The organism is Streptomyces dysideae, from assembly GCF_001514305.1.
GTDB classification, from domain to species: domain Bacteria; phylum Actinomycetota; class Actinomycetes; order Streptomycetales; family Streptomycetaceae; genus Streptomyces; species Streptomyces dysideae.
The window spans coordinates 3,477-24,772 of record NZ_KQ949099.1; the positions used below are offsets into that span (position 1 = coordinate 3,477).

A 21,296-nucleotide genomic window follows, 5' to 3' on the forward strand; every position below is an offset into this window, starting at 1 on the left:
GCGAGCCATAGAGCTTGCTTGAGCCGGTTGCCTGGAAATCGGGCACGGCCGGTTCTGAGGGGGGACCGCTGCAGCAATGCAGCGGTCCTACCCGACGAGACCTGGTTCGGGATCATCACCCGACAGTCGATCCGTCGCGGCACCTTTTCCAGCGTCCACGTCCTGGTCAAGCAGATCCGTGACTACATCAACTCCTGGAACGGGAGCGCGAAACCCTTCGCCTGGACCGCAACCGCCGGGGAGATCCTCGCCAAGGTCCGGCTCGTCCAGACCGCCGTGAAGAAACTCGTCAACAACAACTCGAACTGACACAAACCGGATCACGAGACACTAGTGGGGCGTATCCCGCCTCCCCGGTGGGAGATGAGTGGGAGACAAGTGGGAGATGATCATGGCGTGGTGCTGCAATCAGGCGCTAGGAAATGCTAGATAGCGCTACCTGCGCGGCCCTGGTTCAGCCGCCGGATTCGCCCGCGTGCGGGCTCAGCACACCCATGCTGACCAGCACAATCACCACCACACCGAGGACAATGCGGTACCAGACGAACGGCATGAAGCTCCTGGTCGAGATGAACTTCATGAACCAGGCGATGACCGCGTAGCCGGACGCGAACGCGATCACCGTCGCGAAGATCGTCGGGCCCCAGGAGACGTGGTCGTTCTCCATCGCGTCCTTGAGTTCGAAGAGGCCGGACGCGAGTACCGCGGGGATGGCGAGGAGGAAGGAGTAGCGGGCCGCGGACTCGCGCTGGTAGCCCATGAAGAGGCCGCCGCTGATGGTGGCGCCGGAGCGGGAGACGCCGGGGATGAGGGCCGCGGACTGGCAGAGGCCGAAGATCAGGCCGTCCCTCACGCCCAGGTCCTTGAGCTCCTTGCGCTGCTTGGCCACACGGTGCCGGCCGCCGCTCTCGTCGCGTGCCGCCAGCCGGTCGGCGACGCCGATGACGATGCCCACGACGATCAGCATCGTCGCCGTGATGCGGAGATCGCGGAACGGGCCCTCGATCTGGTCCTTCAGCGTCAGGCCGAGCACGCCGATCGGGATCGAGCCCACGATGACCAGCCAGCCCATCTGCGCGTCGTGGTCCTGGCGCATCTCCTTGTTGAAAAGGGAGCGCGACCACGCCGCGATGATCCGGCCGATGTCCTTGCGGAAGTAGATCAGCACGGCGGCTTCCGTACCGATCTGGGTGATCGCTGTGAAGGCCGCGCCCGGATCCTCCCAGCCCGAGAACGCCGCGGTCAGCCGCAGGTGCGCGCTGGAGGACACGGGGAGGAACTCGGTCAGCCCCTGGACGAGTCCGAGGATGAGGGATTCAAACCAAGACATGAAGTTACGGAGTCCAAGTGCTGATGGCTGGAGCGACGGGGGCACCGCGCCGTGCGGCACGGTGATCGCGAGGGTCGAGGGGCAGCGTAGCGCCCCGCGGTGACAGGCCCGGCACAGGGGTTTGGCAGGGGTCTGGCGGACGGTCGGTGACCTCGGGATTCGGGTGTTGACCTGCCGTGGCGCGGCCGCTTACGTTGCAGCGGGGGGAAAGCGCTTGCTGTGCCGACCCTCGCCCGTTTTTCGTTTCGTTCCCGATCCGGACGTCGTCCCGGAGGAGTGCTGACCCGCCCATGACCACGTCCGAGACCGAACCGGGGACGCACCCGCCTCGCCCCGCGCCCCTCGCCGGCCGCCGTATCCGGGCCGCCGTCATCGGCACCGGCGCCATCGCGCGCGACTCCCACCTGCCCGCGTTCGCGAGGCTCGCCGAGGAGGGGGAGACCGAGGTCGTCGCCGCGGTCGACATCGACGCGGCGTCGGTCGAGTCGTTCTGCGCCGAGGGCGGCGTACCGCACGCGTACACCGACCTGGACCGGATGCTGCGGGAACAGCGGCCCGACCTCGTCACCATCTGCACACCGCCGACCCTGCACCGCGACCAGACCGTCGCCGCACTGCGCGCCGGTGCCTGGGTGTGGTGCGAGAAGCCGCCGGTGCCGACCCTCGCCGACTTCGACGCCGTGGAGGCGGAGGAGGGCAGGGAGAGCGGGCCGTACGCCTCGATCGTCTTCCAGCACCGTTTCGGCTCGGGCACCCGGCACGTCCGCCGCCTGCTCGCCGAGGAGGCCATGGGCCGGCCGCTCGTCGCGCACTGCCAGACCACCTGGTACCGCGACACCGCCTACTACGCCGTGCCCTGGCGCGGCCGCTGGCAGTCCGAGGGCGGCGGGCCCGCCATGGGACACGGCATCCACCAGATGGACCTGCTGCTCGACCTGCTCGGCCCGTGGAGCGAGGTACGTGCCATGGCCGGGCGCCTGGTGCACGACGTGGAGACCGAGGACGTCTCGACCGCCCTCGTCCGGTTCGAGAACGGTGCGATGGCGACGGTCGTGAACAGCGTCCTGAGCCCCGACGAGGTCAGCCGCATCCGCATCGACTGCGCTCGCGCCACCGTCGAACTCACCCACCTCTACGGCCACCGCAACGCCGACTGGCGCATCACCCCGGCCCGGGACGTGCCCGCCGAGGAGGCCGCGGCGTGGCAGGACTTCGGTACGGACGTACCCAGTTCGCATCTGGAGCAGCTGCGTGAACTGGTCGCGAGCATGCGCGCCGGTCAGCGGCCGCGCAGCAGCGGAGCGGACGGGCGGACGAGCCTGGAGCTGATCGCCGCGCTGTACAAGTCGGCCTTCACGGACGCGACCGTGAAGGCGGGCGAGATCGGTCTCGGCGACCCGTTCTACACGGCGATGCACGGCGAAGCGCCTGGCTGGGCCCCGGCCCAGGGGGTGTCCGCGTGACCGGCCTGCGCATCGTCCACGCGCACGGCGACCGCGTCACGGTGACCGAGCAGGGCACCGGCGTCGAACTGCTCGCCTACGTCTACCGGGCGGAGGCCGCCTGGGAGGCGCCGAAGCCGTACGTCCACCCGCTCAGGACCCTCGCGGGGGACGTCGTCACCGACTACCGGCCCAACGACCACCGCTGGCACAAGGGCCTGTCCCTGACGGCCTCGCATCTGTCGGGCGCCAACCTGTGGGGCGGCAACTCGTACGTCCACGGCGAGGGATACCTCGCGCTCCCCGAGCGTGTCGGCTCGATGGCGCACGTCGCCTTCGGCGCGGTCGCCTCGGCCGGGGACCGGGTCGTCATCGCCGAGCGGCTGACCTGGCATCCGTATGGCGGTGAGCTGTGGGCCGACGAGGAGCGCCGGATCGAGGTGCACGACGTCGAGGCGGGGTCGGGCTCGTGGGCGCTGACCTGGACCAGTGCCGTGACCAACCGGCGTGACGAGCCGCTGCGGTTCGGCAGTCCCACCACCGCCGGACGTGCGGGGTCGGCGCGTGCTCCTCCGGAGGGGTGCCCCAGCCGCGTCGTCGTCGTTCGCCGACGCCCTCCCCGGCTTGCGGCTGCACCCGCCAGGCCGCGCTGACCTGCGGTGATGAGGCGCTGCTGCTTTCCTCCGGCCTGATCGCCGGACTGGCCCCAGCCTGGCGTCATGCCGATGGTGCAGGTCAACGGCGTCGAGGTCGCCTACGCGCGCGTGGGTGACGGGCCGCCCCTGGTGCTGGTGCACGGAGCGGGGCTGGACGGTCGTATGTGGCAGCCCCAAGTCGCCGGTCTGGCGGATGAGTTCACGGTGGTGGCCTGGGACGAGCCCGGCGCGGGCCGTTCCTCGGACCTGCCGCCCGGCTATGGGCTCGCGGAACTCGCGCACGCCCTCGCCGCGGTGATCGAGGCGCTGCGGCTCGGCCCCGCCCATGCCGCCGGGCTCTCCTGGGGCGGGACGGTCGTGCTGGAGCTGTACCGCCACCATCCGGAACTGGTCAGGACACTGATCCTGGTCGACACCTACGCCGGCTGGAAGGGCTCGCTGCCGCCGGAGGAGGTGGCCGCCCGGGTGGCAGGGGCGCGGCAACGCCAGCCCCGTCAACGACGGCGCCTCGGCCGTGCTGATCACGTCCAGCGAGACCGCGGCCCGCCTGGGCCTGCGCCCCCTCGCCCGGCTGCACAGCTTCGCCGTCACCGGCTCGGATCCGCTGCTGATGCTCACCGGCGTCGTCCCGGCCACCGAGAAGGTGCTCCGCAGGGCCTCCCTCACTCTCGACGACATCGACCTCTTCGAGGTCAACGAGGCCTTCTCCGGCGTCGTCCTGGTCTGGCAGCAGGAGACCGGCGCCGATCTCGCCAAGGTCAACGTCCACGGCGGCGCGATCTCCCTCGGCCACCCGCTCGGCGCGAGCGGCACCCGTCTGACGACCACGCTGGTCCACGCGATGCGGGAGCGCGGCGCCCGCTACGCCCTGCAGACGATGTGCGAGGCGGGCGGGCTCGCCAACGCGATGGTCCTGGAAGCGGTGTGACGGTTCAGCGGCCCCGCAGGTGGTGGCGCTTGCGCCAGGCCACCACCACGCCCGCCAGCGCGGGCAGGGCGATGCAGGCCAGCGCGATCAGGAAGGCCGGCGACGTCGGTGTGGAGGCGCGGGCGCCGGCGACGGCGTAGGCGGCGGTGTTCGGGATCGAGCCGAGGGCCGTCGCGAGCAGGAACGGGACGTAGCCCATGCGGGAGACGGCGGCGCAGTAGTTCGCCGCCCAGAACGGCACCCCGGGAAACAGCCTGGCCGCCAGCATCGAGCGGAACCCGTGCCGGCTCAGCTGCCCGTCCGCGGCCTGCAGCCAACGGCCCCTCAGCAGCGGACGCAGGGCGTCCTGGCCCAGCACCCGGCCGAGGGTGAAGGCGATCCCGGCCCCGAGCACCGTGCCCGCGAGCGCCGAGCCGAGGCCCAGCTGGGAGCCGAACAGCGCGCCCCCCGCCAGGTTCAACAGCGGCCGCGGCACGAACGCCACCGTGCACAGCCCGTACGCCACCGCGAACACCACCGCGGCCGTGGCTCCGCCGATCTGTGGTGGCCAGCCGTCCGCCAGCAGCTTCTGCGGCTCGAAGAGCAGCACGGCCGACGCGCCGGCCGCGAGCAGGACGACCAGCAGCGACAGCCGCGACCACGGCGAGAGCAGCGCTCTCGTGCAGCGCGCGGCGAAGCCCCGGGGCACGGGGACGGGCACGGGCATGGCGAGCTCGGTGGTGGCGGCCCGGGGAGTGGCCGTGGCGGTGCCCCCAGAGCGGGTGGTGGCATCGAGCATCCGGTGACAGTAACCGACGAGTATGTGTGATCGCCGTATGGTTCGTCTCATGAGCGTCACAGGCGCGGGCACCCTGGGCGTGCCGCGCAGCACACTCGCCGACACCGTGCTGGAGCGGCTCACGCGTGCGTACGGCGCCGCGGCCGACCCCGGGCGTGCCGTGTCCATGCGGGCGTACATGAAGGACGTCGCCCCCTTCCTCGGCCTCACCACCCCGGTCCGCCGTGCCCTGTCCCGCACCGCGCTGGACGGCACCCCTCGCCCCGACGAGGCCGACTGCACCGCGATCGCCCTGCGCTGCTGGCGGCTCCCGGAGCGCGAGTACCACTATTTCGCCGTCGACTACCTGCGCCGGCACGTGGGGCGTTGCTCCTCCGCCCTCCTCCCGGTGGCCCGTCACCTCGTCACCACGGTCCCCTGGTGGGACACGGTCGACGCGCTCGCCGCGCACGTCGTCGGCGGGCTCGTCGCGGCCGATCCGAAGCTCACCGCGGACATGGACGCGTGGATCGTCGACGACGACCTGTGGGTGGCCCGCACGGCCCTGCTCCACCAACTGCGCTACAAGGAACGCACCGACGCCGACCGCCTCTTCGCCTACTGCCTGCGCCAGTCCGGGCACAGCGACTTCTTCATCCGCAAGGCGATCGGCTGGTGCCTGCGCGAGTACGCCAAGACCGACCCCGAGGCCGTACGGGCCTTCCTCGCACGGGAACGGGGGAGGTTCGCGCCGCTCTCGGTGCGGGAGGCGCTGAAGAACGTCGGTGCGTAGAGCGTCGACTCCGGTGCCGTGAAAACCATTCGACGTGGGACGAAGCGTCGGCAATGATCGGCGTCATGTTCCGGTACGCCTTCGTCCTCGCAGCATCCGCAGTCGTGGATGCTCCGAAGGCTGCCGTTCCCGTCTTCCTGGCCGCCGCCGACGGCGCCCGAAGCTGACCCTCTCCGGATCGTTCCGGCGGACCCCGCAGGGGGAGGGTCGGCGAGTCCCTGGGGTCCCCCTCTCCTGAGCAGAGCTCTCTCCTGAGCAGAGACTTCGAGGTACAGCCATGCCCAAGACGGCATATGTGCGCACCAAGCCGCATCTGAACATCGGCACCATGGGCCACGTCGACCACGGCAAGACCACCCTGACCGCCGCCATCACGAAGGTGCTGGCCGAGCGCGGCGCCGGCACGTTCGTGCCCTTCGACCGCATCGACCGTGCCCCGGAGGAGGCGGCCCGCGGCATCACCATCAACATCGCGCACGTCGAGTACGAGACCGACACCCGCCACTACGCGCACGTTGACATGCCGGGCCACGCCGACTACGTCAAGAACATGGTCACCGGCGCCGCGCAGCTCGACGGGGCGATCCTCGTCGTCTCCGCGCTCGACGGGATCATGCCGCAGACCGCCGAACACGTCCTGCTCGCCCGGCAGGTGGGTGTCAGCCACGTCGTCGTCGCGATCAACAAGGCCGACGCGGCCGACGACGAGCTCACCGACCTCGTCGAACTTGAGGTCCGCGACCTGCTCACCCAGCACGGCTACGGCGGCGACGCCGCGCCCGTCGTACGGGTCTCGGGGCTCAAGGCCCTGGAGGGTGACCCGCGGTGGACGGCGTCCGTCGAGGCGCTGCTCGACGCGGTGGACACGTATGTGCCGATGCCGGAGCGGTATGTGGACGCGCCGTTCCTGCTGTCCGTGGAGAACGTGCTGACCATCACCGGCCGGGGGACCGTGGTGACCGGCGCTGTCGAGCGGGGCACGGTGCGGGTGGGTGACCGGGTCGAAGTGCTCGGGGCGGACCTGGAGACCGTCGTCACCGGCCTGGAGACCTTCGGAAAGCCCATGGACGAGGCGCAGGCCGGGGACAACGTGGCGTTGCTGTTGCGTGGGGTTCCGCGGGACGCGGTCCGGCGCGGGCATGTGGTGGCCGCGCCGGGGAGTGTGGTGCCGAGCCGTCGGTTCACGTCGCGGGTGTATGTCCTGCCGACGCGGGAGGGCGGTCGTTCGACGCCGGTTTCCACCGGATACCGGCCGCAGTTCTACATCCGTACCGCGGATGTGGTCGGGGACGTCGACCTCGGCGAGGTGGCCGTCGCCCGGCCGGGTGACACCGTCACGATGACGGTCGAACTGGGGCGTGCGGTGCCGCTGGAGCCCGGGCTCGGGTTCGCCATCCGTGAGGGTGGGCGGACCGTCGGGGCGGGGACCGTGACTGCCGTCGTGTGAGAGGGTTCCGTGCGTGGGCGCGAGTAGTCGTGGCTGGTCGCGCCCACGCGGCGGAGCCGCAGATCGACACAGCCCCGCGCCCCCTGAGGGCCGCGTCCCACGGGGCGTGGAACAAACCTCTCACCGGCACAATGGGAAGGTGAACGATCCCATACCCGTCATCCGGACCGTCGACCACGGCACCGCCAAGCTCATGCCCGACGTCGACCGGCAGCGGGCCTGGCTGCTCACCGTCGACGGGGCGCCGCAGTCGTACGTCGATCTGGACGAGCCGACGTATCTGGAGTTCGAGTACGCGCGGCGGCTCGGACATGTGCTGGACATCGCCGCCGAGGCGGGTCGGCCCCTGGACGTGTTGCATCTCGGCGGGGGCGCGCTGACGTTGCCCCGGTATCTGGCCGCCACCCGGCCCGGCTCCCGGCAGGACGTCGTCGAGGCCGACCGCGGCCTGCTGGAGCTGGTCGTCGAGCAGCTGCCGGTGCCGGCGGGGGCCGGGATCGCGCTGCATACGGCGGACGCGCGGGCCTGGCTGGAAGCCGCGCCGGCGGACTCCGCCGATGTGATCGTCGCTGATGTCTTCGGCGGCTCGCGGGTTCCGGCGCATCTGACGTCCGTCGCCTACGCCCGTGAGGCGGGGCGCGTGCTGCGGGACGGGGGCGTCTACCTCGCCAACCTCGCCGACGCCGCGCCGTTCGCCTTCCTGCGTTGCCAACTCGCCAACTTCGCCGAGGTGTTCGAGGAACTGGTGCTGATTGCCGAGCCGGGTGTGCTGAGGGGGCGGCGGTTCGGGAACGCGGTGCTCGTCGCCGGGCGGCACCCTGTCGACCTCGCCGCGCTGACCCGGCTCGCCGCCTCCGACGCCTTTCCGGCCAGGGTCGAACACGGGCTCGCCCTGCGGGAGTTCATCGGCGGGGCGCGGCCCGTGACGGACGACGACGCCGTGCCGTCACCCGAACCCCCCGACGGGGCGTTCAGCATCGGCTGAGTCGCGCTGGCCGCCCTTGGTCACCTGCTTCGTACGCCGCCCGGCCTGATCGCGGCGACCATCGCACCGCCGAGGGCGGCACCGCCCACGACCGCGCCCCGCATCGCCATCCGGAATACTGCGAACGCGCGGCTCGCCTGCGCGCCCCGGACCGATGACATCAGCATGCCCTCGGCGGCCGGGCTGAAGAACGCCTGGCCGGTGCCGCCGAGCGCGGTCAGCAGCATCATCTGCCACAGCCGCGGCTCCCCGGCGAGGACGAGCACGGCCAAGGCGGGTGTGGCAGTGTGCGGGCGGCGGCCACCAGACCCACGTCACCGCCGTCTCCGCCCGCCTCCAGTACGGCGAACGCGGCGGCGATCAGCGCACCGCGGCTGCCGAGGCTCGTGACGGACGCCGCGCCGGTCAGCAGGCCGTAGTTGCGGCTCGCCCAGGCAGGTCTGCGGACACGGCGGCGGGATTCGGCGGCAGAGGTCACCGGCCGACTGTTGCCGCCCGGTCCTGCCTTGCCAAACGAATTGCAGGTCACGGGCCCGGTGGCGGCGGTCCGGCTGATCCGTCGGTCAGCCGCGGGGAGTGTCCGTCACCTCCGTCTGGTCAGTTCTTCCTACTCGTGGGTAACATGTCGCCATGAGCGCAGATCAGATGTCGATCGGCGAGATGCTCGCCGCCACGGTGCCGATGGTTCGGACGCTGAACCTGGAGTACCTGGAGACCACCCCGGAGAAGGCCGTGTTGGCCCTCCCGGACCAGAGCGAGTACCGCAACCACGTCGGCGGACCGCACGCCGGGGCCATGTTCACGCTGGGGGAGTCGGCCAGCGGGGCGATCGTCCTGGCCGCCTTCGGGGACCAGCTGTCGCGGGCCGTGCCGCTGCCGGTCAACGCCGAGATCGCGTTCAGGAAGATCGCCCTGGGGCCGGTGAAGGCCACCGCGACGCTCGGGCGCCCGATCGCCGAGGTCGTCGCCGAACTCGACGAGGGCAAGCGGCCGGAGTTCCCGGTGAGCGTCGCCATCCAGCGCGAGGACGGCGCCGTGACCACGGAGATGACCGTCATCTGGACGCTGCGTCCCAACAACTGAGCGTGTGTCGAAGTGAGGGCCCTGCTCGGGGCCCTCACGTCGTTTCGCGGTCAGGCCGCCAGCCGTCGGCGGCCGGTCCGGCCCCAGGTCCGGGCGGTCGCAGGCCAGCCGGACCACCGTGCGCAGGTAGTCCGCCTTGGCACCGGGCCGGGGCGGCGAGATCCAGCTGACCGACGCCCTTCAGGAGCTGGCCACCGGCGGCACGGTGCACGGGGTCGTCTTCGACGGGCTGCGCTACGACACCGGCGACCGCTCCAGGGTGTCGAAGACCTCGGGGTCGAGGGCGTAGCGGCCGATCACCGCGTAGGCGCTGGGCGCCGTCCTGTCGTGACGGCTTCTCGATCAGGCCGGTGACCCGGACGACGCCGTCCTCCCCGGTCGGCTCGACGGCGGCGCAGCCGTACAGGTGGATCTGCTCCGGCGGCATCTCCATCAGCGCGATCACGCTGCCCGCATGTCGGTCGCGGACGTCCAGCATGCGGCTGGGCAGATCCTCGCGCGCGTCGATCAGGTCGTCGCCGAGGAGTACGGCGAAGGGCTGGTCGCCGACGTGGCGGCGGGCGCACAGCACGGCGTGCCCGAGGCCGAGGGGCTCGCCCTGCCGAATGTGGTGGATGTCCGCCAGGCGTGCCGGGTCGCGCACCGCGTCCAGCCGTACCGTGTCGCCCTTGGCGGCGAGTGCCTGCTCCAGTTCGGCCGCGTCGTCGAAGTGGTCCTCGATGGCCCGCTTGTGCCGGCCGGTGACCATCAGGACGTCGTCGAGACCGGCCGCGGCGGCTTCCTCGACGACGTACTGGATGGCGGGCTTGTCGACGACCGGGAGCATCTCCTTGGGCGTGGCCTTCGTCGCGGGCAGGAAGCGCGTGCCGAGGCCCGCGGCCGGGACGACCGCCTTGCGGACGGTGCGGACGGTGCGGGCGGTGCGGACGGTGTGGACGGGGGCGGGGGTCGGTGTCGTGTGGGGGGCGATCATGCGGTTCATGCCGGCGCAGCGGGATGAGAGAGCGCCGAGAGGAAGCTGGGGGAGCGCTGTGGGCCGCCGAAGTTGAAGATTTGGTGTGCCAACCACCCTGTGATGCACACAACTTGGCGGTCATGGCGGCATCTGTTTCGAATGTGGGTGCGGATACCGCCGGTAACTTTTCCCAATTGCTTTCATTTTGAACATCGGTCACTCGAACCTGTTGTTTCTGGTGAGTCGCTTGTGCGAATGTAAGTGCCCCATAAGAGGGCCGCACCTGGCGCGGCATAGGTACGCACCAATCAAGCACCTGCTTTTCCGACGGACGCGCATTCCGCTCGGCGTCCTGCGGCTTGGAAGGAAATGGTTCCGTGCAATCCCCGTACCCCCCACGTCCGCCGTACCCGCCACGGCCCGGATCGCGTCCCGCGGAGTCGGACCGCAATCTCGTCGCGCAACTGGGCACGGGCGGACACGCCCTCCCGCTGCTGATGGCACGGCACTGGCGGGCCACGTACGACTACGCCGCCATCTGCCTCGTCTCCACGGAGAGTTCGGCGTCCATGGTGGCCTCCGCCGCGTTCCACCAGGTACTCGGCCGGCCGGCCGGCGGTGCGCTGCGTCCCCAACTCCTCGCCGCCGTACGCGACATGATCAAGGAGTGGGCGGCGGAGGACCGAATTTCCGCCCTGCTGCCGGAACTCCGCAAACCGACCGGAGGCCGCGGACTGCGCGCGGCGCGGTCTGCGACGCCCGAAAGACGGAAACTCGCCGAACGCGCATTCCGGGCCCTTCCGGGCGCCTCGCAATGTCTACTCTGGCACATCGAGGTCGAGGCGGAACCCATAACCGTACCGGCCGGTCTGCTCGGTGTGGATACGGCCACCGCGACGGCCGCACTTGACCAGGTGCGCGAGCAATTCCGGCAGGGTTGTGTCCGCGCCCATCGTGAACTCGCGCCCACCCGGGAATGCCGCTACTACAACCGCCTCCTCGACGTCCCCATTCGCCGGGGCGGGACCCTGCTGCCCGACGTCCAGGAACATCTGACGGACTGCCGTTACTGCCGGCACGCCGCCGAGCAGCTCAGTCATTTCGAGGGCGGTCTCGAGGTGCTCCTCGCCGAGACCGTGCTCGGCTGGGGCGCCCGGCGCTATCTCGACTCCCGTCCCGGCCGGGGCGGGTCCCGGCCCGGCGCCGCGGTGGCCGGACCACGCGGCGGCGGACGTCACCGCCCGGGGCACGTCACCGTGCCGCGCAGACGCGCCAGGGCCGTCGCCTTAGGCATCGGCCTGACCTCCCTCGCCCTGCTCGCGACCGTACTCACCGCCAAGGGCTGGTCCGAGGAGACCGGTGTCGCCGACCCGCAGGCCACCTGGGGCGCACCCAGCGGCGCCACCCCCCGGCCGGACGGAACCCCCGGGTCCTCGGATGCCGACTCCCCGTCGGCCGCTTCTGCCACCCACCCCGCCGAGATCGGCCACGGCAGGCTCCGCAACGCCGGCAACGGCCTCTGCCTCAACGCCGACGGCAGGGTGCGTGCCGGCGCGGCGGCCATGCTGGCGGCGTGCTCGCCGGTCGCCTCCCAGCAGTGGTCGTACCGGGGCGACGGACTGCTGCGCAGTGTCGCCGACCCCACTCTGTGCCTCGACTCCGACGCCGACGAGGGCACGGTCGTCGTGGCCGACTGTCTGGTGCATGACGGTGAGGTGCGCTATGACCTCACCGTCCACGGTGAGCTGCTGCTGCGCCGGTCCGACGGACTGGTGGTCGCGCCCGGGGAGGGGGCGGGCGTGGTCGTGACCGAGCGCGACGGATCGGCGCAGCAGCGTTGGGTACTCGACGCGGGGGCGATCGAGGAGGGGGCCCCGCTGGAGGAGGGCGGCGCGCCGAAGGGCGACGCCCCCGAGGCGCCGGACGCGGGCCCGCCGTCGCCCGGCGCCGAGCCGACGGAGGCGACGCCGGATCCAGCGCCCGAGGAACGGCCGGAAGGGGACGCGGAGGACGGCGAAGCCGAAGACGCAGAGGAGTACGACAGTCCGTTCGCCCAGGTCGACGCCGAGCCCGCGGAGCCGCAGCCGCCCGTCCCCCCTGCCGTCACGGATGCGGTCCCGCTGCCGGCCGAGGTACTCGACACGGTCTCCTCGGTCGAGACTACGCCGGAGTCCGTCGTCCGCTAGCACGGTCCGAGGCCGCTCCGCCGGGGTGGTGCGGCCTGCGGGACTGCGGGCTCAGCCCGGGGTGACACGGCCGCGCCACGAGCCGGACTCGTCGCCGCGCTCCTCGATGAACTCCTTGAAGCGCCGCATGTCTCCCTTGACCCGGCGGCCGATGACGCCGAGCGCGTCTGCGGTCTTCTCCGCCGGCCCGCTCGGTTCGACGTCCAGGACGAGTTCCACCCGGGTGTGGGTGTTGTCCAGGCTCTGGAAGCGGACCATCCCCCGCTGCTGGGTGTCGCCGCTGATCGTGCGCCAGGCGATCCGCTCGTCCGGGAGCTGGTCCACGATCTCGGTGTCGAACTCCCGCCGCACACCGCCGATCTTGGTGGTCCAGTGGTTGTGGATCTCGTCGAGCTGTGTCACGTTCTCGACGCCTTCCATGAAGTTCGGGAACTCGGCGAACTGCGTCCACTGGTTGTACGCGGTGTGGACGGGAACGCCGACCTCGACCGATTCCTTCACTGTGCTCATGACTTGCCTCCCTTGCGTGTCGGGCACGGCGAGCCGAGTACCCAGTATCGGCACGGTGTCCCCGGCATCTCAGATCTCCCGCTGTTGGAGCGGCCGGGTGGCGGGGCCCTGGACGACGTGCCCGTCGGGGGCGAAGCGGGAGCCGTGGCAGGGGCACTCCCAGGTGCGTTCTGCTGGGTTGAAGGCGACCAGGCAGCCCAGGTGCGTACAGCGCGCGGAGACGGCGTGGAGCCGGCCGTTCTCGTCGCGGTGGACCGCGCAGTGGTGTGCGCCGACCCGGACGACGGCGCCGTCCCCCGGGGCGATGTCCGGCACGGAACCGCCCGACGCCGTGGCCAGCCGGTCCCCGACGAAGTGCCGGGCGACCTGGGCCTGGTGCCTGAGGAACGCCGGCGCCTCACCCACGACGGTGCGTATCCGCCGGGGGTCGTACAGGTCGCTCCAGGGTGCCTTCCCACCGGTGATCAGCTCTGTGAGGAGCCGGCCCGCCATGATGCCGCCGCTCAGCCCCCAGCCGCCGAAGCCGGTCGCCACGTACGCGTGACGGCTTCCCGCGTGCAGCGGGCCGACCAGCGGCACGGAGTCGGTGGAGTCGTTGTCCTGGGTGGCCCAGCGGTGGGTGAAGGTGAGCGGGCCGAAGTGTTCCTCGGCCCAGTCGGCCAGTCGCCCGAACCGCGCGCTCACATCGCCGGCGCCCGGTGTGAAGTGCTCCCCGGTGATCACCAGGAGCCGTTGTCCGTCCCGGTACGGCGCGGTGCGCAGCGAGCGGGTGCCCTGCTCGGGCGTGATGTACATGCCGTGCGGGTCGAGGCCGGACGGGATGGGCGCGGCCAGGACGAGCTCACGGCGGGGGGAGAGACGGGTGAAGAGCAGCGCCCGGTCGAAGACCGGGTAGTGAGTGGCGACCACGACGTCCGCGGCCGTCACCGTCGCTCCCCCTTCGGTCGTCAGACGGCAGGGCTCGCCCTCCTTGAGGTCGACGACCCGCGTCCGCTCGTAGATCCGCGCGCCCTGCCGCAGCAGGTCGTCGGCGAGTGCCAGAAGGTACTTGCGCGGGTGGAACTGGGCCTGCTCGGTCACGCGGACCGCGCCCGCGACGGGAAACGGCAGGCCGGTCTCGGTCACGTACCGGGCCGGAAGACCGGATTGGCGCGCGGCGTCCGCCTCGGCCCTCAACTCGTCGGCATGTGCCGGGTCCTGGGCGTAGGTGAAGGCGACCGACTCCTCCCAGTCGCAGTCGATGCCCAGCTCGTCCGCGATCCCCACGGCGCGTCGGATGGCTTCCGTCTGGGACCGCGCGTACAGCGACGCGGCGTCCGGACCGCGGGTTCGGCGCAGCCGTGCGTAGACGAGGGTGTGCAGAGCACTCAGTTTGGCGGTGGTGTGGCCGGTGACACCGGCGGCGATCCGGTCGGCCTCCAGCACCGCCACCCGGCGACCGCTCCGGGCCAGCTCCCAGGCGGTGCTCAGCCCCGCGATGCCCCCACCGGCGACGGCCACATCGACGGTGACGTCGGCGTCCAGGGGCGGTTGGAGGCGCCCCGGAGGTGCCGTCTCGATCCAGTACGAATGCGGTTCGCCTGCGTGAGCGCTCATGGGGGCCGGGTTCCCCGCACCTCCGTCACGAAGCGCCGCGGCGCTCCGGAGCGGGCTGGTGCGGTCGCGCTTCGTGGTGTGCGTGCCGCCGTCACGGCAGGGGCGTGCCGCCGGTGGCGTTGAGGATCTCCGCGGTGATGAAGCTCGCCCGCGGTGAGGCGAGGAAGACATAGGCGGGTGCCATCTCGGCGGGCTGCGCGGGCCGGCCCAGCGGTGCCTGCTTGCCGAACTCGACGGTGTCCGGCATGGTCGCCGGAATCAGCGGTGTCCACACCGGCCCCGGAGCGACGGCGTTGACGCGGATGCCGTCGGCGGCCAGCATCTGCGCGAGGCCCTGGGTGAAGGTCACGATCGCGCCCTTGGTCGTCGCGTAGTCGAGCAGATGCGGACTCGGTTTGTACGCCTGCACCGACGTCGAGTTGATGATGGAGCCGCCCGCGGGAATGTGCGGCAGGGCCAGCTTGCACAGCCAGAACATGCCGTACAGGTTCGTGCGCACGACCCGGTCGAACTGCTCGGTCGAGATCGCCTGGATCCCGTCCGGCTGCGACATCTGGTACGCGGCGTTGTTGACCAGGATGTCGATCCGCCCGAACTCGGCGACGGCACGCTCCACCAGGCGGCGGCACTGCTCCTCCTCGCGGATGTCGCAGGGGACGGCGACGGCCTTGCGGCCCGCGTCCTCGACCAGCCGGCTGGTTCCGGCGGCCTCGCCCTCCTCCTCCCGCAGGTGGGTGAACAGGACGTCGGCCCCTTCACGGGCGTAGGCGAGGGCGACGGCCCGGCCGATGCCGGAGTCGCCGCCGGTCACCACGGCCTTGCGGTCGTGGAGGAGCCCGCTGCCCTCGTACGAGTCCTCGCCGTGGTCGGGCGGCGGGTCCATGGGGCCGGTCCAGCCCGGGTGCTCCTGGTCCTGCCGGGGAAAGTCGGGGCGGGGGTGCTTGCGGGTGGGGTCCTCGGTCATGAGGTCCTCCTTCCTTCGCCGTCGGGGAGTGGCACACGCAGGGCGCTCCGCCGGCGCCGCCAGGTCCTCAGGAGACGGTCGCCGAGGCGGTCCTCGAGGAAGCCGGTGGCGTGCACGCCGAACGCGACGTCGGCCTCCAGGTGCGGCTCGCTCGCCAGGAGGCCGCCGACCACATCACGGCGTACGACCTGTTCGTGAACGGCGTCCGCCGCCACGTGCTCGTCGTAGAACCGCTGCGCGGCAGCTCCGGCACCGGTGCGGCGCAGCGCCGCGGCCAGCCGCCGGGAGTCCGGCGGCGAGGTCACCTCGACGGTCGCGAAGTGGCCGACCAGCGCGCCGCGCAGGGCACGGTGCAGACCGAACAGGGACATGAGGTTCACGGTGGCCAGGGCCTCGGCCGGAGCCTGCTCGAGGTAGTGGCCGTAGGCCGGTTCCAGGTCCAGGTCGCCCATCAGGTCGGCGAACATCCGGGCGTGGATCTCGTCCGCGCGACCGGCGCCGAACTCGTCGAACTCGACGGCCACCATGGCCGCCTTGGCCCGGCCACGCAGCCGGGGGATGACCCAGGCGTGCGGGTCGGCCTCCTTGAGGTGGTAGAGGGATCTCAGGACGGCGTACTCCCTGAGCTGCCAGAGTTCGCCCTCGCGACGCAGATAGTGGCTGACGCTGGTGTCGTCCGGTCCGACGGGCTCCACCAGCAGGGCGGCCAGTGCCTGTCCGGCATCGGCGTGCGGCGGTACGTCGGCACGCAGGGCCGCGAGGAAACGCCGCTCCAGAGTGCGCCGGAGAGCCAGCAGGCCAGGGTCCCACTCGAGGTCCTCGGCCACGCCCTCGAAGCCCTGGTAGTGGAGTTCGTAGAGGAGGTAGAGGGCGAGCTGGAGGTCGTCCCCGTAGGGATCGAGGGCGCCCGGTGGCGGGCGGCGGAGCTCGCCGTCACGGAGCGCGGACAGGAGGCCGGCGGACACCTCGCCCCGTGCGGTGGGGAGTCGGGGGCCGGTCATGTCGCCCCCTGGTCGCGGTCCGTCCGGCGGCGGTGGCTGGTGTCGCACCAGGGGTAGATGCGGCTGCGGCGGCACGTGCAGATCGCGGCGGTGAAGCGTCGCGAGGTGGCGACGGTGCCGTCGGCGCAGACGACCTCGACCGGGCCCTCCACGAGCATGGGTCCGTCGGGGTCGATCGTGACGCGGCGCGGACGTTCAGGGCTGTTCGCCACGGATGACCACCAGTTCCTCTTGGCTCTCGTCCTCGCGCACCAGGCCTTGCCGGGCGAGCCACGGCCGCCGGGAGCGCAGTACGGGGCCGTACGGCACTACGGCACGGTCGGCGACATCGGCACGCAGGCCGAGCTCCGCGAGGCGCCGCAGTGTGGCGCCGGTGCCGCACAGGGCGGAGTGCACGATCAGCAGAACTCCATGGGGGCGCAGGACCGTGGGGGCTGCCGCACAGATACGGTCCACGAACACCCGGCCGTCCCGGCCCGCCTCCCACGCCCGGGCCCGGCCACGGCGCGGCAGCCGGGCGGCGGGCGAGGGCACGTAGGGCGGATTGCTGACCACCAGGTCGTACGAGTGGCCCGCGACGGCGGATGTGAGGTCCCCGTGCCGGACGCGGATCCGCTGCCCGGCGAGCAGCGCGTTGATCCGGGTGGTCAGCACCGCGGGCCACGAGATGTCGACGGCCGTCACCCGGGCGCCCAGACGCGCGGCCTGCACCGCCACCTCACCGCTGCCGGTCCCGAGATCCAGTACCTCGGTGGCACGGCCGACGTACTCCCGACGCAGGGCTCGCGTCAGCAACCCCGTGTCCCACTGGGGTGCGTACACGCCCGGCGGGGTCAGCAGGAGTGCCGGCGGGGCCGGCATCAGCGTTTCCGCCGTCATCGGGTGCTCCGTTCGGGCACGGCCCCGGAAGGCCTGTCATGAGCGGCGCGGGCTGCGCGCCTGCCTCTGTCGTCACACTGAGTGCCCAGAAGCAGCTGATCCACGCGTGGCCCCGTCGCGGACGGGTACTCCCACGCCATGACGATGAGCGTGGTGGACGTGGGATCGAACACGGTGCGACTGGTGATCGCGGACGCGGAGGGCGGTGTGCCGCTGCCGGTGCACACCGCCAAGTGGAAGATCCGCCTGTCCGGACAAGTCGAGCCGGACGGCCGCATCACCGATGCGTCGCTGCGACAGCTCGTGCACGCGGTGTCGGCGGCCGGCAAGACCGCACAGCGGTGGGGTGCCGCGGGTCCGCTGGCCTTCGCGACGGCGGTGGTACGGCACGCGCCCAACCGATCCGAGGTGCTCCGCACCATCCGGTCCGGGACCGGCGTACGGATCTGCACCCTGCCCGGCGAGGTGGAGGCCGAGCTGACCTTCCTCGGCGCACGGCGCTGGATGGGCTGGCAGGCCGGACCGCTCGCCCTGCTCGACATCGGCGGCGGTTCGCTGGAGGTGGCCTTCGGGCGCGGCAGGCTGCCGGACTTCGTGGCCTCGCTGCCGCTCGGCGCCAACCGGCTCACCCGGGAGTTCTTCGACGGCCAGGACCCGCCGACCGAGCGGAGCACGCGGGCGCTGCGCCGCCGGGTCCGCCACCAGTTACGGGATGTCGCCACCCGGATCCGCTGGGAGGGACCGCGCACGACCGTCGCCACGTCACGGACCTTCCAGCAGCTGGCGCGGCTGTGCGGAGCGGTGCCCGGCCGGCAGGGACCGTTCGCGCCCCGGCAACTGGCGCGCTCCGACCTGCGCCGCTGCATCGACACGCTCGCGGCTCTCCCTGCCGCAGAGCGAGCGGAGTTGCCGGGTATCTCAACGCCCCGGGCAGCCCAGAGCCTGGCCGGCGCGGTCGTGGGCCACACGGTCATGAAGCTGGCGGGAGTGAAGACGGTCACGGTCTGCCCCTGGGCCATCCGCGAAGGGGTCCTCCTGCGGTACGTCGAAGACGGGCCCGCCTGGTGGACCGAGATCACGGAGCGCGGCGACGACGCCGGCCCGGCCGCCGGGGTGCCCTTGCGGATCGCGACCCCGACGGCCTGAACGGCCGGGGGCCGCTCAGCACTCGTCGCCGGGCACGCTGCTCTGCAGCCGACCTGTCCTGCCCCAGATCGGAGGTGATCTTCTGGACGGCGCGCTCCGTGAGCCTGCGGCGTGCGGCGATGTCACGGATGCCCACGTTCTGGTTGTCGGCGACAGCGGCCAGGACGTGCGCGGGGACCGCGATGGAGACCCGGCCCGCCATCGACCTGGCCCGGGGCATCCCGATGGCCGCCTTCGGCCTCAGCCCCGAGGACGCCTGGACCGACCTCGTCGCGGCCTCCCTGGTGAACGCCGTCGGGGGCGCGCCCGTGCCGGAGGCGGTGCAGGGGGAGCTGTCCGCCGCGGTCGCCGGGGCCGGGAGTGGCGCCGGAGTGACCGGCGGCCGCAGTGGTGTCCCCGTGACCCGGTACCCTTCCCGGCGTGCGCCTGTTTCTCGGCGCGCTCCGGGAATGCAGGGACGCGAATCTGGAGGAACCGGCGTTGCACGTCCAGGAATGGCTCGAAACAGTGCCCGCGGTGGCCGTCTACGTCTTGGTCGGCCTGGTCATCGGCCTGGAGAGCCTGGGCATTCCGCTGCCGGGCGAGATCATCCTGGTCTCCTCCGCGCTGCTCGCCTCCCAGCACGGCGACATCGACCCGGTGATCCTCGGCGCCAGCGCCATCGCCGGCGCGATCATCGGCGACTCCATCGGCTATGCCATCGGCCGCAAGGGCGGGCGGCCACTGCTCGCCTGGCTCGGCAAGAAGTTCCCCAAGCACTTCAGCGAGGGCCATATCGCCACGGCCGAGCGGTCCTTCGAGAAGTGGGGCATGTGGGCCGTCTTCTTCGGTCGCTTCGTCGCCCTGCTGCGGATCTTCGCCGGGCCGCTCGCGGGTGTGCTGCGGATGCCGTACTGGAAGTTCCTGATCGCCAACGTCTTCGGCGGGATCCTGTGGGCGGGCGGTACGACCGCGGTCATCTACTACGTCGGGATCGTCGCCGAGTCGTGGCTGAAGCGGTTCTCGTGGCTGGGGCTGGTGGCGGCGGTGCTGGTCGGGCTGACGTCGATGCTGGTGCTGAAGCGCAAGGCGAAGAAGGCGCAGGTTGCTCCGCGGGAGGCCGAGAGGGAGACGGTGCCGGCGGCTGAGTGATGTCGGGTGTGGGCCGTCTGGGGCTGGTCGCCCCCACGTGGCGGAGCCGCACATCGATACAGGCCCGCGCCCCTCGGGACATGACCGCGCCGCTCCTCAAGAAGTGCTGTGCGCTTCCTGGTGGGCCTTCGCCAGCTCCGCGTACATCGTGCCGTTGAGGGTGACCCCCTGCCGTTCCTCCTCCGTCAGCTCCCGCCTGACCTTCGCCGGCACCCCCGCCACCAACGACCCCGGCGGCACCACCATCCCCTGCGGCACCAACGCCTGCGCGGCAACCAGCGATCCGGCCCCGATCACCGCACCGTTGAGCACCGTCGCCCCCATCCCGATCAGACAGTCGTCCTCGAGGGTCGCCCCATGAACCACCGCGTTGTGCCCGACGGAAACACGCTCGCCGACGGTGACGGGAAAGCCGGGGTCGGCATGCAGCGTGCAGTTGTCCTGGATGTTGCTCTGAGCCCCGACGAAGATCCGCTCGACGTCACCGCGCACCACCGCGCCGTACCAGACACTGGCACCCGCCTCCAGGGTGACGTCCCCGATCACCGACGACGTCGGCGCCACGAACGCCGCCTCGTCGATCTTCGGTTCCCTGCTGCCGATACCCATGACCAAGGCTCGGTCCGTCATCGCCTGCTCCTCCCTGCCGACGTCGTAGCGGCACCGTACGCCACCCGGTGGGGCGAAGATCACAGGCCCTCCGTCCCATAGGGGCGCCGTACGCTCAGTACGGTGAGCGCGTGCCGAAGCGCAAGAACACGTTCTCATCCTGGCGACGCCGGGCGGTACAGCGTGCCGTCCACGCGGGCTGGGCCTGGGTGCAGCGCACGGGTTCGGTGACGGCCCGGAACCCCGGCCGCTTCCGCTTCGGCTCGATCGGCGAAGCCACCCGGCTCGCCTTCCCGCTCGGCACGGTCTTCGGCGACCCCTGGATCCATCTCGGCTCCCACTGCATCGTGGGCGAGCAGGTGACGCTGACCGCCGGTCTGATGCCCGACCTCGACCTCGGCCCGGACCCGATCCTGCGCATCGGCGACGGTGTCGTACTGGGCCGCGGCAGCCATGTCATCGCCGACACGACGGTCACCATCGGCAGCGACTGCTACTTCGGGCCGTACGTCTACGTCACGTCCACGAACCATTCCTACGACGATCCGCACGAGCCCATCGGCAAGCAGTGGCCGCGGATGGAGCCGGTCGAGATCGGGCCGGGGTGCTGGATCGGCACCGGTGCCGTGATCCTGCCGGGCGCGCGGATCGGACGGAACGTCGTCGTCGCGGCCGGTGCGGTGGTCCGGGGCGCGGTGCCCGACCACGCCGTGGTGGCGGGGGCACCCGCCCGGGTCGTACGCCGCTGGACCCCCGACACCGGCTGGCAGCCACCACTCAGGACACCGACACCGGTGCCGATCCCTGACGGGGTCACCCCCGAACAGCTGGCCGCGCTGGCCGAGCTGGACGAGGAGGCGGCGGCACGGCCGGCGGAGCTGGACGACGCCGAGGCCTG

At 71.7% G+C, this 21,296-nt stretch carries 18 protein-coding genes and 6 pseudogenes; 13 read left to right on the forward strand and 11 right to left on the reverse strand.

The annotated features are described in order from the left end of the window. Window positions 1-309, forward strand: a pseudogene (locus AQJ91_RS52570) (hypothetical protein); the annotation flags it as partial. Window positions 310-454: 145 nt separating this feature from the next. Here AQJ91_RS52570 and AQJ91_RS31520 read toward each other — a convergent pair. Then, window positions 455-1,330, reverse strand: a complete 876-nt coding sequence (locus AQJ91_RS31520; protein ID WP_067028311.1) for an undecaprenyl-diphosphate phosphatase — start codon at window positions 1,328-1,330, stop codon at window positions 455-457. Between the two features lie 290 nt (window positions 1,331-1,620). Between AQJ91_RS31520 and AQJ91_RS31525 the strand changes: the two genes are divergently transcribed. The 4 genes and pseudogenes from AQJ91_RS31525 to AQJ91_RS31535 form a co-directional block, all read left to right on the forward strand. Beyond that, entirely contained in the window at window positions 1,621-2,793 is a 1,173-nt protein-coding gene (locus AQJ91_RS31525; RefSeq protein WP_067028313.1) for a Gfo/Idh/MocA family protein, read from the forward strand. After that, window positions 2,790-3,323 (forward strand): annotated as a pseudogene (locus AQJ91_RS31530) (DUF6807 family protein); the annotation flags it as partial. The gene AQJ91_RS31525 and the pseudogene AQJ91_RS31530, both read left to right, overlap by 4 nt. A gap of 267 nt (window positions 3,324-3,590) precedes the next feature. Then, a pseudogene (locus AQJ91_RS57515) lies at window positions 3,591-3,869 on the forward strand (alpha/beta fold hydrolase); the annotation flags it as partial. A gap of 37 nt (window positions 3,870-3,906) precedes the next feature. After that, window positions 3,907-4,356, forward strand: a pseudogene (locus tag AQJ91_RS31535) (steroid 3-ketoacyl-CoA thiolase); the annotation flags it as partial. Between the two features lie 4 nt (window positions 4,357-4,360). On the opposite strand, the gene AQJ91_RS31540 reads toward AQJ91_RS31535, so the two are convergent. After that, on the reverse strand, window positions 4,361-5,134 hold the full coding sequence (locus AQJ91_RS31540; RefSeq protein ID WP_067028315.1) for a TVP38/TMEM64 family protein: 774 nt from the start codon (window positions 5,132-5,134) through the stop codon (window positions 4,361-4,363). A gap of 49 nt (window positions 5,135-5,183) precedes the next feature. Between AQJ91_RS31540 and AQJ91_RS31545 the strand changes: the two genes are divergently transcribed. From AQJ91_RS31545 to AQJ91_RS31555, 3 genes are all read left to right on the forward strand, one after another. Continuing rightward, window positions 5,184-5,906, forward strand: a complete 723-nt coding sequence (locus AQJ91_RS31545) for a DNA alkylation repair protein (RefSeq protein WP_067028316.1) — start codon at window positions 5,184-5,186, stop codon at window positions 5,904-5,906. Between the two features lie 277 nt (window positions 5,907-6,183). Then, window positions 6,184-7,353 carry an elongation factor Tu gene (tuf, locus tag AQJ91_RS31550; protein WP_067028318.1) on the forward strand — a complete coding sequence of 390 codons (1,170 nt, stop codon included), beginning with the start codon at window positions 6,184-6,186 and terminating at the stop codon, window positions 7,351-7,353. Between the two features lie 139 nt (window positions 7,354-7,492). Beyond that, window positions 7,493-8,338: a spermidine synthase gene (locus AQJ91_RS31555; RefSeq protein WP_067028320.1), complete on the forward strand. Its 846-nt coding sequence runs from the start codon at window positions 7,493-7,495 to the stop codon at window positions 8,336-8,338. A 32-nt stretch (window positions 8,339-8,370) separates the two neighbouring features. Here AQJ91_RS31555 and AQJ91_RS50340 read toward each other — a convergent pair. After that, a pseudogene (locus AQJ91_RS50340) lies at window positions 8,371-8,816 on the reverse strand (MFS transporter); the annotation flags it as partial. 167 nt (window positions 8,817-8,983) lie between these two features. Between AQJ91_RS50340 and AQJ91_RS31565 the strand changes: the two are divergent. Beyond that, window positions 8,984-9,421, forward strand: a complete 438-nt coding sequence (locus AQJ91_RS31565) for a DUF4442 domain-containing protein (protein WP_067028560.1) — start codon at window positions 8,984-8,986, stop codon at window positions 9,419-9,421. 78 nt (window positions 9,422-9,499) lie between these two features. Here the strand turns inward: AQJ91_RS31565 and AQJ91_RS31570 are convergent. Next, window positions 9,500-10,394, reverse strand: a pseudogene (locus AQJ91_RS31570) (UTP--glucose-1-phosphate uridylyltransferase); the annotation flags it as partial. A gap of 359 nt (window positions 10,395-10,753) precedes the next feature. Between AQJ91_RS31570 and AQJ91_RS31575 the strand changes: the two are divergent. Then, window positions 10,754-12,562 carry an RICIN domain-containing protein gene (locus AQJ91_RS31575; protein ID WP_234383111.1) on the forward strand — a complete coding sequence of 603 codons (1,809 nt, stop codon included), beginning with the start codon at window positions 10,754-10,756 and terminating at the stop codon, window positions 12,560-12,562. A gap of 51 nt (window positions 12,563-12,613) precedes the next feature. Here AQJ91_RS31575 and AQJ91_RS31580 read toward each other — a convergent pair whose 3' ends face one another. The 6 genes from AQJ91_RS31580 to AQJ91_RS31605 all read right to left on the reverse strand — a co-directional run bounded on the left by AQJ91_RS31580 (window position 12,614) and on the right by AQJ91_RS31605 (window position 17,512). After that, on the reverse strand, window positions 12,614-13,072 hold the full coding sequence (locus AQJ91_RS31580) for an SRPBCC family protein (RefSeq protein WP_067028325.1): 459 nt from the start codon (window positions 13,070-13,072) through the stop codon (window positions 12,614-12,616). A gap of 69 nt (window positions 13,073-13,141) precedes the next feature. Beyond that, the gene (locus tag AQJ91_RS31585; RefSeq protein ID WP_067028327.1) at window positions 13,142-14,668 is read right to left on the reverse strand and encodes an FAD-dependent oxidoreductase; all 1,527 of its coding nucleotides are present in this window, start codon (window positions 14,666-14,668) and stop codon (window positions 13,142-13,144) included. A gap of 91 nt (window positions 14,669-14,759) precedes the next feature. Continuing rightward, window positions 14,760-15,632, reverse strand: coding sequence for an SDR family oxidoreductase (locus AQJ91_RS31590; RefSeq protein ID WP_067028329.1), 873 nt, complete (start codon window positions 15,630-15,632; stop codon window positions 14,760-14,762). Beyond that, the gene (locus AQJ91_RS31595; RefSeq protein ID WP_067028331.1) at window positions 15,629-16,633 is read right to left on the reverse strand and encodes an iron-containing redox enzyme family protein; all 1,005 of its coding nucleotides are present in this window, start codon (window positions 16,631-16,633) and stop codon (window positions 15,629-15,631) included. Before AQJ91_RS31595 ends, AQJ91_RS31590 begins: the two co-directional genes overlap by 4 nt. After that, window positions 16,630-16,845: a CDGSH iron-sulfur domain-containing protein gene (locus AQJ91_RS31600; RefSeq protein WP_067028333.1), complete on the reverse strand. Its 216-nt coding sequence runs from the start codon at window positions 16,843-16,845 to the stop codon at window positions 16,630-16,632. Before AQJ91_RS31600 ends, AQJ91_RS31595 begins: the two co-directional genes overlap by 4 nt. Next, entirely contained in the window at window positions 16,829-17,512 is a 684-nt protein-coding gene (locus AQJ91_RS31605; RefSeq protein WP_067028335.1) for a HemK2/MTQ2 family protein methyltransferase, read from the reverse strand. Before AQJ91_RS31605 ends, AQJ91_RS31600 begins: the two co-directional genes overlap by 17 nt. A 138-nt stretch (window positions 17,513-17,650) precedes the next feature. Between AQJ91_RS31605 and AQJ91_RS31610 the strand changes: the two genes are divergently transcribed. Further along, window positions 17,651-18,658 (forward strand): Ppx/GppA family phosphatase, encoded by a 1,008-nt coding sequence (locus tag AQJ91_RS31610; RefSeq protein ID WP_067028337.1) that lies wholly within the window; start codon window positions 17,651-17,653, stop codon window positions 18,656-18,658. Window positions 18,659-19,138: 480 nt separating this feature from the next. After that, window positions 19,139-19,789, forward strand: coding sequence for a DedA family protein (locus AQJ91_RS31615; protein ID WP_067028339.1), 651 nt, complete (start codon window positions 19,139-19,141; stop codon window positions 19,787-19,789). 96 nt (window positions 19,790-19,885) lie between these two features. On the opposite strand, the gene AQJ91_RS31620 is transcribed toward AQJ91_RS31615, so the two are convergent. Continuing rightward, window positions 19,886-20,419, reverse strand: a complete 534-nt coding sequence (locus AQJ91_RS31620; RefSeq protein ID WP_067028564.1) for a gamma carbonic anhydrase family protein — start codon at window positions 20,417-20,419, stop codon at window positions 19,886-19,888. 110 nt (window positions 20,420-20,529) lie between these two features. On the opposite strand from AQJ91_RS31620, the gene AQJ91_RS31625 reads away from it, so the two are divergent. Next, window positions 20,530-21,296 (forward strand): acyltransferase (locus AQJ91_RS31625; protein ID WP_067028341.1); only part of this gene is annotated, 767 nt, incomplete at its 3' end.